The organism is Geoalkalibacter subterraneus (assembly GCF_000827125.1).
Taxonomy (GTDB): Bacteria; Desulfobacterota; Desulfuromonadia; order Desulfuromonadales; family Geoalkalibacteraceae; genus Geoalkalibacter_A; species Geoalkalibacter_A subterraneus.
The window spans coordinates 2,300,111-2,315,926 of record NZ_CP010311.1 but is presented as its reverse complement, the minus strand read 5'-3'; the positions used below and the strand labels follow the sequence as shown (position 1 = coordinate 2,315,926).

The 15,816-nt window shown below is 55.7% G+C and carries 14 protein-coding genes; 8 read left to right on the top strand and 6 right to left on the bottom strand.

All coding sequences use genetic code 11. From position 1 onward, the window contains the following. Positions 1-38: 38 nt before the first annotated feature. The 3 genes from GSUB_RS10735 to GSUB_RS10725 are packed head-to-tail and all read right to left on the bottom strand — an operon-like array spanning position 39 to position 5,047. Positions 39-3,251 (bottom strand): sodium:solute symporter family transporter, encoded by a 3,213-nt coding sequence (locus GSUB_RS10735; RefSeq protein ID WP_040200767.1) that lies wholly within the window; start codon positions 3,249-3,251, stop codon positions 39-41. 6 nt (positions 3,252-3,257) lie between these two features. Then, positions 3,258-3,479: a hypothetical protein gene (locus GSUB_RS10730; protein ID WP_040200765.1), complete on the bottom strand. Its 222-nt coding sequence runs from the start codon at positions 3,477-3,479 to the stop codon at positions 3,258-3,260. Next, a complete protein-coding gene (locus GSUB_RS10725) occupies positions 3,476-5,047 on the bottom strand; it encodes a bifunctional aminoglycoside phosphotransferase/ATP-binding protein (protein WP_052464860.1) in 1,572 nt (523 codons plus the stop codon). The genes GSUB_RS10730 and GSUB_RS10725 overlap by 4 nt, the downstream gene beginning before the upstream one ends. A 231-nt stretch (positions 5,048-5,278) precedes the next feature. Between GSUB_RS10725 and GSUB_RS10720 the strand changes: the two genes are divergently transcribed. Genes GSUB_RS10720 through mutM form a run of 8 tightly spaced genes read left to right on the top strand, consistent with a single transcriptional unit; the run spans position 5,279 to position 13,276 of the window. Continuing rightward, on the top strand, positions 5,279-7,009 hold the full coding sequence (locus GSUB_RS10720; protein ID WP_040200764.1) for a tetratricopeptide repeat protein: 1,731 nt from the start codon (positions 5,279-5,281) through the stop codon (positions 7,007-7,009). Further along, on the top strand, positions 7,006-7,785 hold the full coding sequence (locus GSUB_RS10715) for a LolA family protein (RefSeq protein WP_040200763.1): 780 nt from the start codon (positions 7,006-7,008) through the stop codon (positions 7,783-7,785). The genes GSUB_RS10720 and GSUB_RS10715 overlap by 4 nt, the downstream gene beginning before the upstream one ends. A 30-nt stretch (positions 7,786-7,815) precedes the next feature. After that, positions 7,816-9,435 (top strand): peptide-binding protein, encoded by a 1,620-nt coding sequence (locus GSUB_RS10710; protein WP_040200761.1) that lies wholly within the window; start codon positions 7,816-7,818, stop codon positions 9,433-9,435. A gap of 17 nt (positions 9,436-9,452) precedes the next feature. Next, complete coding sequence (locus GSUB_RS10705) at positions 9,453-10,427, top strand: ABC transporter permease (RefSeq protein ID WP_040200759.1); 975 nt, start codon at positions 9,453-9,455, stop codon at positions 10,425-10,427. 41 nt (positions 10,428-10,468) lie between these two features. After that, complete coding sequence (locus tag GSUB_RS10700) at positions 10,469-11,101, top strand: cyclic di-GMP-binding domain-containing protein, MshE-related (RefSeq protein ID WP_158414076.1); 633 nt, start codon at positions 10,469-10,471, stop codon at positions 11,099-11,101. Beyond that, positions 11,098-11,967: an ABC transporter permease gene (locus tag GSUB_RS10695; protein ID WP_052464859.1), complete on the top strand. Its 870-nt coding sequence runs from the start codon at positions 11,098-11,100 to the stop codon at positions 11,965-11,967. Before GSUB_RS10700 ends, GSUB_RS10695 begins: the two co-directional genes overlap by 4 nt. Before the next feature lie 10 nt (positions 11,968-11,977). Next, positions 11,978-12,436: a hypothetical protein gene (locus GSUB_RS10690; RefSeq protein ID WP_040200756.1), complete on the top strand. Its 459-nt coding sequence runs from the start codon at positions 11,978-11,980 to the stop codon at positions 12,434-12,436. 24 nt (positions 12,437-12,460) lie between these two features. Further along, positions 12,461-13,276, top strand: coding sequence for a bifunctional DNA-formamidopyrimidine glycosylase/DNA-(apurinic or apyrimidinic site) lyase (gene mutM, locus GSUB_RS10685; protein ID WP_040200755.1), 816 nt, complete (start codon positions 12,461-12,463; stop codon positions 13,274-13,276). A 71-nt stretch (positions 13,277-13,347) separates the two neighbouring features. Here the strand turns inward: mutM and GSUB_RS10680 are convergent, their stop codons facing one another. From GSUB_RS10680 to GSUB_RS10670, 3 genes are all read right to left on the bottom strand, one after another. Beyond that, complete coding sequence (locus GSUB_RS10680) at positions 13,348-13,845, bottom strand: FKBP-type peptidyl-prolyl cis-trans isomerase (protein ID WP_040200753.1); 498 nt, start codon at positions 13,843-13,845, stop codon at positions 13,348-13,350. A 163-nt stretch (positions 13,846-14,008) separates the two neighbouring features. Continuing rightward, complete coding sequence (gene amrA / locus GSUB_RS10675) at positions 14,009-14,563, bottom strand: AmmeMemoRadiSam system protein A (protein WP_040202398.1); 555 nt, start codon at positions 14,561-14,563, stop codon at positions 14,009-14,011. Positions 14,564-14,672: 109 nt separating this feature from the next. Then, entirely contained in the window at positions 14,673-15,797 is a 1,125-nt protein-coding gene (locus GSUB_RS10670; protein WP_040200752.1) for an NADH:flavin oxidoreductase, read from the bottom strand. Between the last annotated feature and the right edge of the window lie 19 nt (positions 15,798-15,816).

The window sequence follows — 15,816 nt, the reverse complement described above, 5'->3', positions numbered from 1 at the left end:
ACCCTGTCGAGGGCGCCACGACCCTTTTGATTTAAAAATCATTTTTGTATTTTCATGATTGCCATGGTTACGTCGTCAGTAAAATGTTGAACACCGGTAAAAAGTCGCACCTGGTCAAGCAGCATGTTGAGGACCTTTTTCGGATCATCGTCGGAGTTTTCATTGAGCAGACCGCAGAGTCGCTCACGACCGAAAAATTCCCCCCGGTCGTTTTCCGCTTCGGTGATGCCGTCCGTATAGAGTAAAACCATATCGCCAGGATGCAACTGGTCTCTGATTTCGATAAATTCAACCGAGGGTTTGACGCCCAGGATCAACCCTTCCGCATCAAGCCACTCGCAGGTGTTGCTTTCCGAACGCCAGAGCAGGGGAGGATTATGCCCGGCATTGGCATACAGAATCTTGCGATCCGCGGCATCATAATGCAGGTAGAACATGGTGATGAACAATTCGGTGCGGGTCAGATCTTCATAAAAGAAACGGTTGAGTGAATCGAGGATTTCGGCAGGGGTGCCGAGGCCGTCGGCGCGGGCCTGAATAAATGCCCGGGTTTCTGCCATAAGCAGTGCCGCGCCGACGTTGTGCCCCGAGACATCGGCGATGACGATATCCAGGCCATTTTCCCCGCGCACCAGGAAATCATAATAATCGCCACCGACCTGCCGCGCCGGCACGCACATGCCGGCCAGCGTGATCCCTTCGATTTTGGGAACATGGGTGGGCAGCAGACTCATCTGTATATTTTTCGCAATCTCCATCTCGCGCTCGCGCCCGCGTGCTTCGATCAGTTCCTTGGTCTGCATGGCATTTCGCCAGGCGATGCCGATCTGGCCTGCAAGGCTTCGGAAAAGTTCAATGAATTCATCGGTAAAGATGCCTTTGACCGAGCGGGAGAAGGCGGAGAGAACCCCTATCGGCTGGCCCTCGATGGTAATGGGCGCGTGGGCGAAGGATTTGATCCCCTCGCGATGGATAATCTGGGCGGATTGGGGTTTGTCAAGAAAATCGGTATCGTTAACCTTGATGACCGAGTTGGTCAGAAAAGCTTCACCAATGTAGGTCTCGCGGGAAATGTCACGTTCGGATTCTCCCAGATGTTGTGAGGTCATCCCTTTCTGACAGCGCACCACGAGGGTGTTGCTGTCTTCGTCAATAATGCGGATGACGCAGAGGTCGAATTTGAACTGCTGGGTCAACAGGTCGAGAATATCTTCAAGAATGTCGTCGAGGTTGCGACCGCTGGCGACGATCCGGGCTGCTTCATAAAGGACGCCGAGCTGTTCGCGGCTGGTGGTGCGGCTCAGAGTAACAGAGCCGAAAATGTCAAAAACATCCTCCATTTTGCTGCCGCGTGCAGACAGGTAGTTGTCGATAATAATGCGTGCGGGCGCCGCGCCGACTGAACCGGCAAGGGTTCGTTCCGTGAAACGCTTCAAGTGTGGCAGGTCGTATTCGGAAAGACTGCCCCGTTCGTCTATTTCGCTATTGCCGAGATACTCTGATATCGCTGAATGGGCCTGCTTTTCTCCGATAAATTTGGCCATCAGGTCGACAAATTCCATGACCGTCGGAGCCTTGCTGATGCGTTGGCGTTCCTGCTCTTTATCCTTATAGCCGTATGCGTCGACGAATTTCTCTGCCTGCTCCTGCTCGATGGAATGGCGGCGGCAGAACAGGGAGAGAACGAGGTAAGCACTCAGGTTGAAGAACAGGCTCCAGAAGAGGGAATGGGTCAGGGCATCAAAGCCGCTGAGGCCGAAAAGTTCGGTGGGACGAAGGATGGCCAGATCAAAAAGACCTTTTTCCATGATATCGGTCTTCAGCCAGCCGGACCGTACGAAGGAGGGAACCAGCAGGGTGTAAAACCAAACACAGAAGCCAAGAAGAATCCCGGCAGTTGCTCCCTTGACATTGCCCCGCTTCCAGTAAAGACCGCCAATGACTGCAGGTGCAAATTGGGTCGCGGCGACAAAGGAGATCAATCCGATGTTGACCAGCGCCAGTGAGTCGCCGATGACCTTGTAGTACAGGTAGCCCTGGAAAATGACGGCGACAATGGCCAGTCGCTTGACATTGACCAGAAAGCCGGAAAGATCGGCGGCATGAATGTGCAGGCGGATGATGATGGGCATGACCAGGTGGTTGAGAATCATCGTTGCCAGCGCCACGGAACTGACCATCACCATGCCGGCCGCACCGGAGAATCCGCCCAGAAAAATCAGCATGGCCAACCAGGTTTGCCCTGCTTCATGGGGAATGAATAGAACAAAATAATCTGCTGCGGAAGTATCGCCTCCGGTCAGGAGAAGCCCTCCAAGGGCAATGGGAATGACGAACAGGTTGATCATGAACATGTAGAGCGGAAAACGCCACATGGCCTTACGGATATGATTTTCATCCGAGTTTTCAATGACCATGATGTGAAACTGGCGGGGCAGGAACATGACCGCCATCATGGAGATGAACGTGACCGTAAACCACTTGGCGTAGGGCACCTGATCGGTGCCGAGCTGCAGGAGATACTGGCGATCCGGGAAGGTTGCGGCAAAGCGTGTGAAGATGTCCCCGAACCCGTCGAACAGCCCATAGGTGACGAAAATACCGACCGCCATGAAGGCAATGATTTTAACCAGGGATTCAAGCGCGATTGCCGCGACCAGACCTTCGTGCCGCTCAGCGGCGTCAAGGCGCCTGGCTCCGAACAGTACGCCGAACAGTGCCAGGACCACTGCAACGATAAAGGCCGTATCAATGTACGGGGGGAGGGTCGCCAGCAGGGCGCCCTCCACCGGAGTTCCGTCAGCGGGGGTTGTCAGGATCTCGAAAGTGCGCGCCACCGCTTTAAGCTGCAGCGCGATGTAGGGCATGATCCCTACTACGGCAAACAGGGTAACGATCGCACCGAGAATCGATGATTTACCGTAACGGCTGGAGATAAAGTCGGCAATGCTAACGATATTCTGCTCCTTGCTGACACGTACCATCTTGCGCAGCAGAAACCACCAGGTAAACGCTATGAGGGTCGGGCCCAGGTAGACGGGCAGAAAATCGAGTCCCGAGGTGGCTGCACGGCCGACACTGCCGTAAAAGGTCCACGTGGTCACGTAGACGGCCAGGGAGAGCGAGTAGATGTGTGAATTGGAAATGATGCTGCGCCCGGCCTGCCTCCGTTTGTCGGCATAATACGCCACGAAGAAAAGCAGCGCGAAGTAGGTCAGCGTAATAAGGGCGACGGTCTGAATCGGAATCATACGGCGCTACTGGTCTAGAGGGGCGTTTTCGAGGACATGGGCAAAGATCGCCACGACGAGTATGGAGAGCGGCCACCCGACCAGAAAATAAAAAACCAGCAGGGGGATCCCGAAAATGGTGATGTCTTTATTGAAAATATGGATGAACGGATAATTAATCATAATCATTCCCATAACGAAAAAAAGCACCCAGGCTTCGCGAATTTGTGGAGGTTTGGGATCTTTCATGCCGTAGGGTCCTTTCGGGAAAGGATTTCGCATAAAACGCTCTGGGCATTCTGACACGGGTCGTGCGCGCCATCAAGGGAAAGGATGCATTCTTCTTCCCCGGGTTGTTGAAAGTGTGCCATCTGATCCGCCAGCAATTCCTGCCGGCCGTCCGAAACTTCATGGGGATCTTGCCGGCGTTGCTGCAATCGGCGTCCCAGGGTTTCGGTGTCGCAGGCGAGATGAATAAACAGGGACGGCTTCTGCATCCGGCGGGCCAGCTCCTGGAACTGGACGCGATCCTGTTTTCTGGAGAAGCTGGCGTCCACGATGACGCTCCTGCCCTCGCTCAACAGCGCTTCGGTCTGTCGCAGCATTTCGTTATAGACCCGGCGATTCCACTCCGGGGTGTAGATGCCCTGTGCGAACTCTGCGGGCGCCGGAGTCGATTCGTGCAGGCCGGCGAGATGCTTGCGTACCACGTCGGAGCGAAGCAGGGTTGCATCACTGGCACGAGAAAGTTCCAGCGCAAGCGTTGACTTGCCTGTTCCCATCAATCCGCCGACCAGGATCAGAGAGGATGGGAGCAGGTAGCCCAGGGCCAGGTTGAAATAGCGGCAGGCACAAAGGCGTGCTTCACGACGGGTTGCATCCTGGGCCTGTGCGTCCGCCTGAAGAAATGTCTGAACTTTGCCGCGCACATAAGCGCGATAGATTTTGTAAAATTCGAGAAGTCCGGGTAAATCCGGATCGGGCCTGGCATGAGCGCGGTAGCCGGACAAGAGACGGGTTGAAAGGTCGCGGCGTTGACGATATTCCAGATCCATCAGCAGGAAGGCCAGGTCAGCGGCGACATCGGCCACTCGAAAACGTCGATTGAATTCGATACAGTCATAAATCCGGATCGTGTCGGTCAGGCAGATGTGCTCGGCATGCAGATCGCCATGGCCCTCGCGGACAAACCCCTCATCTTCACGGTGCAGGAGAAGTTCTTCGTGTTCCTGCAGGAATTTCTCGACATAGCGACGGCAGATACCTTCGGCTTCGGCTGACAGAGTCTGGCCGATAAAAGGCGTCATCTGTTCGAAATTTTCCTGCCAGTTGCCGCACACCGCGTCAAAATTATTTCGGCCCCCGTTGCGCTGGCAGACAGGCGATTCATCCTCCAGGCGCGCAAGTAAAGGTGCCAGGCGATCTATTTGACCGGGGAGTTCGCTAGCTTGCCGGTCGATGAGATGGTCGAGCATGCGGTCGAAAGGCAGACGGACCATTCTGACGGCGTATTCGATTGTTGTGCCCGGGCCGCCTATGGAGATGCGGCCGTGGTCCTCCCGAATTTCCATCACCCCCAGGTACGTGTCAGGGGCAAACCGGCGATTGAGACGAACCTCTTCCTCACAGTAAAACCGGCGGCGGTCCAAGGTCGTAAAGTCAAGAAATTTGAAATTGACAGGTTTTTTGAGTTTGTAGACGAACTGATCGGTTAAATAGAGTTTGGAGACGTGAGTCTCTATATAGGCCACCTCAGAGGTGGTCTCCGGATAGGTGCTTGTCCGCATCAGGGCTTTGTGTACGGACTCGGTGGTCATGCTCTTTCCATAATTGCTGGGTCGATCCCCGCGGGGCAACCGACGAATTTCCGATAAAGTGCGTATAAGCAGCGAAATTACTTTAGAACTTTAGCATAGTGATGGGGTGTGTAAAGCCGGGGCGGACCGGGGGAAAGAATTTGACCGGTCTGTGACCCCTGACGTATAGTGACTCGGATATTCAGAGGGGTAAACGATATTGTTTCGACCCCCATAACGAAGGCGGGGATCATGATTAAAAGCGCAACGTTCGGGTTGCTGTTTTTTTTACTGACCGGGTGTTTCGGTACGGTCACTGGAAATGAACAGGCAGGCCCGCTGGCGACAGCGTCCCAGAAGGATTTTCAGCACCGGCTTCGCACGGATGATCGTAGTGCACGTGGTTTTGCTGCCTATCTCAAAGGGCGCTACGCAGAAAAAACCGGCGACCTGGAGTCCGCTGCAGTTTTCCTTGAAAAAGCGGCTGACCTCGACGACGAACACTCCGAGGTGCTGGTTGACCTCGCACACCTGCATCTGCGGCGTGGTGAAATTGAAAAGGCAGTGCGGGCAGCCGAGGATGCTCTTGTGCGTGATCCGGACAATGTCCTGGCGCATATGCTTCTGGGAGATATCCAGATGCGGCGAGGGCGTCTTTCTGAGGCGGTCACTCATATGGAAAGGGTCCTTGAGCTGCAGCCGGAGCATGAAGAGGTCGCAGTCAATCTTGCCGTGACCTATGTTCAGACAGGGCAGAGTGAAAAAGCGACCGATCTCCTCAAGCGAATTCTTGCCCGTGACCCCGATACAATCAATGCGCGTTTGGCTCTGGCGCGCATCTATCGGGAAATCGGATTGGTTTCGTCCGCGTCTCTTGTATATCAGGACCTCCTGAAACGCCATCCCGATCTCTTTCAGACCTATGGGGAATGGGCCGAAATGCTTATGGAATCGGGGCGCAGCGATGAAGCAGAAAAAGTTCTGCGACAAGGTCTGAAGGATGAAAGCGGCCAGTTCGAGGTCCGCCACCAGCTTGTCGAAATCCTCCTTCGGCAGGGGCGACTCAATGATGCGCGGCAGGAACTTGAATGGATGCTGGCTCAGTCCCCCGATCATCTCGAGTCCATGCGCAAGCTGGGGTTGATCGAGATGGAGCAGGGCAATTGGGAGGCTGCCGAATCCACTTTTAGAGAGATTCTTCGGCACAAACCAGATCATTCCCAAAGTCTGTACCATCTGGGATCTGCCCTTGAGGAGCAGCAGCGTTGGGAGGATGCAATCGACGCATTCAGCCGGGTGTCACCGGAGTCCGTTCTCTATCCCGATGCATTGGTTCACCTGAGCTACCTTCATCAGCGGCTTGGTGAAAATGATCTTGCCCGCCTGCGGTTGGAAGAAGCGGTTGAGAAAGCGCCGGATCGCCACCAGTATTATATCTACCTGGCATCGCTTCTGGAGGAACAGGGCCATTACGAGGAGGCGATCAGACGATTACAGCAGGGGCGGCAGACCACCTCGAGCGCCCAGGCGGAGTTCTCCTATCGCATCGGCATCCTTTACGGAAAGCTTGAACAATGGGAGCAGGCCGTTGACGAAATGCGCCAGGCTCTTCAAGACCAGCCCGATCATGCCGATGCGCTGAATTATCTGGCTTACCATTTTGCCGAAACTGAACAGAACCTTGAAGAAGCTCTTGAGTTGGGTTTAAAGGCGCTCTCTCTTAAAAATCTCGGTTATATTCACGATACGGTGGGCTGGATATACTACCGTCTCGACCAGCCGCGTGAAGCGCTGCGGCACCTGGAACGAGCCTCCCGTGAACTCCCCGGAGACCCCGTTGTGTGGGAACATCTTGGCGAGGTGTGGGAGACCCTGGGGGAATTCGAAAAGGCGAAGCAAGCCTATCAGCGTGCGTTGGATATTGATCCCGCTGCCGAACAGGTGCGGGAAAAACTGAATCAGTTGTCCCCGGAGGGATTGTGAAATTTCTTATACTGTTGATTGGGCTCGTATTTTTGAGCAGCTGCGCTCCGGTTGCGCCGCCTTCGCGACCCCCTGTCGCCCCGATCGAATCACCCGAACGGATGGCGGATCGACTGCTTGCGCGGATCGAAGCCCAGGCCGGCGCTTTTAACAGTCTCAGCGGCATGGCCAAGGTTCGCATCAGTCATCCCGAGCGGAACATCAACGCCAATCAGGTGCTGTTCGTGCAGAAACCCGACCGGTTTCGTGCCGAAGTGCTGAGCCCTTTCGGCAACCCGCTGTTGATGACGGCGGCCAACGGCCGGCAGCTTGATGCCTATATCCCGAGCAAGGGAAGGTTTTACCGCGGGGAACCTGATCTTGAAAACCTTCAGCGATTTATCCCGATTCCCTTGCGGTTGACCGATCTGGTTCATATCATGCTCTATGATCCGTTGATGATTGATTTCCAGGTCCGCAGAGCAGCGCTTGAAGGGGCAGGGTATCGCCTCGATCTGCTTGCAGATAACGGGGTGCGGCAGGCGCTGTTGTTCGATGATCGCCTGCGGATGCTGCAGACGGGCTATTTTGTCGATGATGAGCTGCAATTCCAGATTGAGTACGATAATTTTACCGAATCCGGCCCCGCCTTTCCGCTTTCCATCGAGATCGATATGCCTTTTTACCGAACCAACGTATCGCTCTCATTCCGGGAACCTGAAATCAACCCCGATATTCCGGAGAAACGGTTCTCTCTGACACCTCCAGACGGGGTCAGAGTCCTGCCTTTCCCTTGAACATGTAAGTCATTGTAAGGAGAATTATCGATGTCATTTCCGTTTATATGCCTGTTATTGCTGGGGCTGCTCTGCGGTTGTGAGCAAGCGCCTGTTGAGCAGGCTGCGGATAAAAGCATTTCGACCGTACCCGCCCCTGGCGGAACCCTGATTCAGGGAACCATCGGAGAGCCGAGCAATCTGATTCCGGCTATCGCATCCGATGGTGCGTCGTCAGCGATCAATGGTCTGGTTTACAACGGACTGGTGCGCTACGACAAGGATCTGAACATTGAAGGCGAACTGGCTCATTCCTGGGAAATCTCTGATGACGGGCGGACCATCACCTTTCATTTGCGTGAAGGGGTGCGCTGGCACGACGGGACACCTTTTACCTCCGCTGATGTGCTTTTCACCTATCAGCTTCTTGTTGATCCCGATACGCCGACAGCGTATGCCGAGCGCTACATGCAGGTTTCAAAAGCCGAGACACCGGATGCACATACATTTCGCGTTCATTATGAAAAGCCGCTGGCCTCGGCCCTGATCAGCTGGGGGGTGGGCATTCACCCCCGCCATCTGCTGGAAGGGCAGGACGTGACGGCAAGTCCCCTGTCACGCTCACCTGTCGGGACCGGCCCTTACAGGTTCGTCGAGTGGAAGACTGGAGAAAAAATCGAACTGAAGGCCAATCCAGATTATTTCGAGGGGGAGCCCTTCATCCAGAGAGTGGTGTATCGTTTCATCCCTGATCCATCCACGATGTTTCTTGAACTGCAGTCGGGCGGCCTTGACATGATGGACCTGACCCCGATCCAGTACGCCCGACAGACGGAGACGCCGGCTTTCAAGCGAAATTTCAACAAATATCGCTACCCTGCCTTTGGCTATACCTACCTGGGGTTCAATCTGAGGCGCCCGCTTTTTCAGGATAAGCGGGTGAGGCAGGCCTTTGCTCACGCCATCAACAAACAGGAGATCGTCGACGGCGTACTTCTAGGCCTCGGGCAGATTGCCACGGGCCCCTACAAGCCGGGCACCTGGCCCTATAATCCCGATGTCAGACGCTATGCTTATGACCCGGAACAGGCTCGAACCCTGCTGGCTGAAGCCGGCTGGCGCGACAGCGACGGGGATGGCGTGGTGGAGAAAGACGGTCGTGATTTTTCTTTTGTCCTCATGACCAATCAGGGCAATGATTCACGGATCAAGGCGGGCGAAATCATTCAGCGGCGTCTGGCCGATATCGGCATCGACGTCAAGCTCAGGGTTGTGGAGTGGGCCAGCTTTCTCAAGGAATTTATCAACCCCGGTGATTTCGATGCATTGATCATGGGGTGGAATATCCCCATGGACCCGGACGGTTATAATGTCTGGCACTCCAGCAAGACGCGCCCGGGGGAACTTAATTTCATCAATTTTCAGAATGCCGAAGTCGATGAACTGCTGGAAAAGGGGCGGCGCACCCTTGATCAGGAGCAGCGCAAGGCCTACTATGACCGGTTCCAGGAAATCCTGGCGGAGGAACAACCTTATGTTTTTCTTTTTGTCCCTGATGCACTCCCTGCGGTTGCGGCCCGTGTGCATGGCATCGAGCCGGCACCTGCGGGGATCACGCATAATTTCATCCGATGGTATGTGCCGCAGGCACTGCGCAAATACACCCGCTAAGAGACTGGGATAGGATCATGCTGCATTATCTCGCTCGCCGCCTGCTGATGATGGTGCCCCTGTTGCTGGGGATCACACTTATTTCCTTCGTTGTGATCCATCTGGCACCAGGCGAGCCGACCGATCTGCAGACTGAGCTCAACCCTGAAGCGAGCGTCGAGCTTAAGCAGCGGCTGCGCTCTCAGTATGATCTGGACAAGCCGCTGTTGACTCAGTACGGGCTGTGGCTCAGCCGGCTGGCCCGGCTTGATTTCGGTAACTCCTTTTCTCAGGACCGGCGACCGGTGGCAGAAAAAATTGCCGAAAGACTGCCGGTGACTATCGCGATCAATGTTTTGTCCATTGTGCTGATTCTTCTGGTGGCCACCCCGATCGGCGTCCTATCGGCGGTTAAGCGCAACAGCCTGTTTGACCGCGCCACCACTATTTTCGTTTTCGTCGGTTTTGCCACGCCTTCATTCTGGCTTGCTCTTCTGTTGATGGATTTTCTGGGCGCGCGCCTTGGAGTTTTCCCCATCTCGGGCATCAAGTCCCTGGGGTTTGATTATTTGAGTCCCGCTGCACAGGTCTGGGACATCGTTCACCATCTGATTCTTCCGGTCCTGGTCTCCGCATTTGGCGGATTGGCGGGCTTTTCGCGCTATATGCGCTCCAATATGCTTGATGTCATCCGGCAGGACTATATTCTGACCGCCCGGGCCAAGGGGCTTTCTGAGCGGACGGTGATTTACCGTCACGCGTTACGCAACGCACTGCTGCCCGTGATTACGATTCTGGGGCTTTCGGTGCCAGGACTCATCGGCGGCAGCGTTATTTTCGAGACAATTTTTGCGATTCCCGGAATGGGAAAATTATTTTTCGACAGTGTGATGATGCGTGATTATCCGGTCATTATGGGAGTTTTGGTGATGGGGGCGATCCTGACTCTGATCGGCAACCTGATTGCTGATGTCAGCTATGCGCTGGCTGACCCGCGCATCCGCAACAACTGAGACGATTCGGCAGGATGAGAGGCCGGATAAGGGGAGCGACCGTGCTACGACCGAGAAAAGGGATGAAACTGGGGGAAATGCTCAAGGAGGCCGGGCTGATTGATAGTTTTCAGCTCAATTCGGCCCTGTCTTATCAGCGCAACAGCGGCGGCCGCCTCGGTTCGGCGCTGATTACCCTCAAGTATATTTCGGAAGAGACGCTGCTCGATTTTCTTGCGGAACAGCTCAAGCTCATGCGTGTCGATGTCGGACAGCGGCGCATTGCTGAAGAGGTGTTTGCCTGCCTGCCGGAACAGAAGGCGCGGCAGCACAACGTGATCCCGGTGGCCCGCAAGCAGTCGGGGGGAACCGTTTATCTGCTGGTGGCCATGAGCGACCCGACCAATCCGGAACTTATCGACGAGCTAGAGGCAATTACCGGCTGCCGCGTCCGTCCTGCGCTGGAAACGGAGAAAGGCATTCGGGATGCGATCGATCGTTATTATCCTGCCCTGAGCAATGATGATGAACAGAGCCTGGCGCAGGCCCTGGATGATATTCTGCAGAGCGATGATGCGACGCCGAAACAGGGAAGGGAAGAGAAAGGTTCGGCAGCGGACCGTTTGCAGCGGCTGATCGATCTGCTGCTTCGTAAGGGAATCCTGTCACGAGAGGAGGTTGAAAAACTGCGATGACCGGCCGCGCACCTGTTGCCAAGGGGGAAGCCTCATTTCTGCGCGATGTCTTCTGGCCGCGTTTCAGGCGCAATCGCATGGCGCTGACGGGCACCGGCATTGTGCTGTTCATGTTCGCGCTGGCGGCGATTGCCCCGTTGTGGCACGACCCTGCCGCCATCGAGGTGGTGCGCCAGTTGGAACCGCCGAGCCTCGCTCATCCTCTGGGAACCGATGACCTGGGGCGTGATGTTCTGGCGCGCATTCTTTATGGCGCACGGATTTCACTGCTGGTGGGATTCGTCGCAGTCGGGCTGGCCACATTGATCGGGGTGTTTCTCGGCGCTCTGTCCGGGTATTACGGGCGGTGGGTGGACAGCCTCATCATGCGGTTTGTTGATATCATGCTGTGTTTCCCGACGTTTTTTCTTATCCTGGCGGTGATCGCTTTTCTCGAACCCTCCATCTGGAACATCATGATCATTATCGGCCTCACCAGCTGGATGGGTGTGGCGCGGCTGGTACGGGCTGAATTTCTCTCCCTGCGGGAGCGTGATTTCGTGGTTGCCGCCAAGGCACTCGGCGCATCGGATGGACGCATTATCTTTCGTCATATCCTGCCCAATGCCCTCTCGCCGGTGCTGGTTTCGGCGACTCTGGGCGTGGCCGGTGCGATTCTGACCGAGAGCGCCCTGTCGTTTCTCGGCATCGGTGTACAGCCTCCAACCCCATCCTGGGGCAACATGCTGATTACCGGCAAGCAAACTCTTGGAACGGCGTGGTGGCTTTCTGTTTTCCCCGGAATGGCCATCCTGTTGACTGTTCTCGGATACAACCTGTTGGGCGAGGGGATCCGCGATGCCCTCGATCCACGCCTGAAACAATGAGCTGTAAGCAATGACCGATTCTCAAAACAATTCAAGCCCCGATAACCCCCTGGACAAGGCTGCTCCGGCCGAGATTATCGAACTGCGTGTCAGAGCTTTCCGTCTCGGTGAGTTCGGCCTGATCTACGACAGCTACCACCCGGATTCCTTTTTCCGCGCTCAATTTCCAGAACGTGACGAATATATCCGCTACGCCTGGAATCATCTGCGCCGGGATTTCAAAATCCGACGGTGCGTCGTTCTGCGTGAACGCCAGCTCAGCTCTGAAGAATATCACCTGATCTTTCACCAGAGCGTCGAGCTTGCGGATGAAGTGGTTGAATCCGTTGAAATGGGCCGCTTCTTCTCGACCTCACAGGGTTGGCGGTATCACAGCAGTCAGAAAATGCTGAAGGATGATTTCCCGGGCGATCCATCTGAGATCGACTTCAGCGATTTTAAGCGCCTCACCGATAAGGTTTTTTTCTGATGCGCAGCGGGTGGAGGGCTTGTTGTGCCTGAATTGCCGGAAGTCGAGACGATCCGACGGGGACTTGCGCCCCATCTTATCGGACGCACCCTTCGTCAGGCCACGGTGCGGCAATCCCGTCTGCGGCGCCCTGTGCCCCAGGCTTTACAGGACGAATGCATCGGCGCTTCCGTGCAGAAAGTTGGTCGCCGCGGCAAGTACCTTCTTTTCTACACCGAGCGCGGCACCCTGATCTGGCATCTGGGTATGTCGGGCAGCCTGCGTATCCTGACCGATGGAGGCAGGGCAGAAAAACATGATCACATCGATCTTGTTTTTGAGGGCGAAATCTGCCTGCGCTACCGTGATCCGCGGCGTTTCGGCCTGGTTGAGTGGACGGAGGCTGATCCCCTTGAGCATCCTCTGTTGAGCCATCTCGGGGCAGAGCCGCTGGAGGATAAATTTGACGGCGCCTATCTGTGGCACCGTTCACGCAGCCGAAAAATACCCCTGAAAAATTTCATCATGGATGCGCGGGTGGTGGTGGGCGTCGGCAATATTTACGCCAGTGAGGCTTTATTTCAGGCAGGGCTTCGTCCCGACCGCCTGGCCGGCAGTTTGACCAAAAAGCTGGCTGAAAAATTGGCCGCTGCGATCAAAGATGTCCTGACCCGCGCAATCGAAGCCGGGGGCACCTCTCTGCGGGATTTTGTCGACGGGCAGGGGCAGCCGGGATACTTCGCACAGGAACTCAAGGTTTACGGGCGGGCGGGGCAGCCCTGTCCGGCGTGCGGAGAGCCGATCGGCAAAATAGTGGTCGGGCAGCGTTCCAGCTTTTTCTGTCCCCGCTGCCAGAAATGAAAAACCCGGGCAGAACCTGCACCACGCAGATTCTGCCCGGGTTTTAACCTCAGTGCTTCAATGACCGCGGCTTATTGTCCCGTGATCTCCACAAGTTCAAGGTCGAAATTCAGGGCATTGCCGGCCAGAGGGTGATTGCCGTCAAAAACGATCATGTCATCGGTGATCTGGGCAACCCAGACCGGGAACCCTTCCTCTTCTTCGCTTTCTCCCCCGAGTTCGAGAACTTCGCCTTCTTCCGGCTCGAGTCCTTCGGGAAGCTCCTCCCGCGACATCTCGAAGATCAGGTCTTCGTCCCTCTCGCCGAAAGCCTCTTCGGCACTCAAGCGTACGGTGCGCTTTTCGCCCGGCGCCATGCCTATGACGGCCTGTTCAATCGCGGCGAAAACATCGCCATCGCCGATCGTGAATTCCAGAGGCTGAGGCCCGCAGCCGCAATCCGATTCGGCGTGATCATCGCACCCGCAGGCATCATCGAGGCATTCCTCGCTGGATTCGAAAATGGTTCCATCGTCGAGCTTCCCGACGAAATGAAGTTTTACCCGGTCGCCCATTTTGGCTTGGGTCATGAGTGAAATCCTTTCTTTTTTTGGTAGAAGTATTGCTGAACAGTGGGAATCCTAACCGAAAACGTCTCAAAAACACAAGCCGCATCTAAAAGAAAGGGTGATCGATTCCGGGGTAGGGCAATTGGTGCAGGTGATCGGGGATAGGGAGAAGTAAATATAAAACCTATTCCTGCTCAGAGAATATCTGGGCGCTGAAGATGTAAATTTCAGCGTCCTCGCTTTGCCAGGCATGGGTGGGTAATCCCGCTTTGATGCAGGTCTGCTTGAGAAAAGTGGTGCGGTCCCAGCCATGCTCGGTTGCGACCTGGGGGAGAAGCACCCCCCGGTAGAACCCTTTCTCCAGGTAGATCCCGTGCCGGCCAACCTCGATCTCCTCAATGTCGTCAATCTTTTTGAGGGGGGAAAGAACGGAGATCTCGAGGGAGAAGTTGTCGAGATCTTCCTTTCCCAGAGGATAGAACCTCGGGTCACGGGTGGCAGAGGAAATGGCCATTTCGGCCACCTCTTTGAAAAGGGGGCGCTCGGACTGAAAGTTCCCGATACAGCCACGCAGCCGACCGTTCTGCTTGATGGTGACGAAGCATCCGTTGCGCTGGTTGAGGGATTTTTCCTCGCGCGGTTCGGGGAGCGCCTCCCCTTTGGTCACGTAGTCAACGATCGCCTGTCGCGCGATTTTCAGAAGAATGCTTTTTTCCTTGTCCGTGAGTTCCTTGTCCACGGTGTCCTCCATCGCAGATAAAAAAAGGGCGCCCCCTCGGGGTCGCCCCAATATAATCAGATCGTTTTGCTTTTTCAAGGTTTGTGATGAGACCTGTTGCGACAATTTGTCAGATCGCAGGATTCGGGTCCTGTTGCTCGATTTTATCGATAACGCAATAGATACCGCCTTCTTTCAAACCGGGCTTGAAACAGCCGTTGCAGGAAATGCAGCGAGCGCGGTGGTGCGGGTCATTTTGCCACAGCCTTGGCAGGTCGGGCTCTCGGATCAGGGGGCGGGACAGTGCGATAAAATCAGCCTGACCGGCGGACAGGATGCGCTTTGCAACAGTGCCGGAGCGGATGCCGCCGACCACCATGACCGGCAGATTCACTGACTTTTTGATCGCAGCGGCATAGGTTGCATTGTAGGCTTCCTTCTCCTCGGTGTCGATTCCCTGTCGCACGGGGGTCTGGTCTCCGGAGGCGGCCGTACCGGAGCTGACCTCGATGGCGTCGATCCCCAGGTTCTGCAACATGCGAGAGATTTCGACCGCGTCTTCCAGGGAAAAGCCTCCCTCCAGGTTGTCGGAGGCCGTCAGCTTGATCGCAACAGGGTAGTCGAGTCCGACTTTTTCCCGCACCGCTTCGAAGGCTTCTTTCAGGAACTGGGCACGACCTTCAAGGCTGCCGCCGTACCGGTCGGTACGTTTATTGGTCAAAGGGGAAAGAAACTGGTTGATCAGGTATCCGTGGGCGCCGTGCAGCTGCACGCCGTCGAAGCCCGCCTCCTTGGCGCGGCGCGCCCCCTCGCCGAAGGCGTGGATGATTTCGGCAATATCCTGGGCGCTCATTTCCTTTGGGGTGACCGGGTAAAGGGAAGATTCTATCGCGGAAGGGGCCATAGGTGTGGAGCCGGTTTCCTTGGCGTTGGCCTGCCCGCCGGCATGAACCAACTGGCAGAATATGCGGCTGCCGTTGTTGCGCGCAGCGGATGTCAATGTGCGCAGCGCCGGAATCTTGTCATCGCTATCGATTCCCATCTTGCCGGGCAGCTGCTTGCCGTCGGCCCGCACGAACGCATAGCCGGAGATCAATAGACCGATCCCCCCGCGAGCGAGAGTTTCGTAATATTTTTCAAGCTTGGTTGTGGGGGTGCCGTCTTTTTCGCACATCCCCTCCCAGGTGGCACTGCGCACCAAACGGTTGGGGATGATCAGTGAGCCGATTCGGACGTCGTCAAAAAGGTCAGACATAAACTCTCCTGTAATTTTT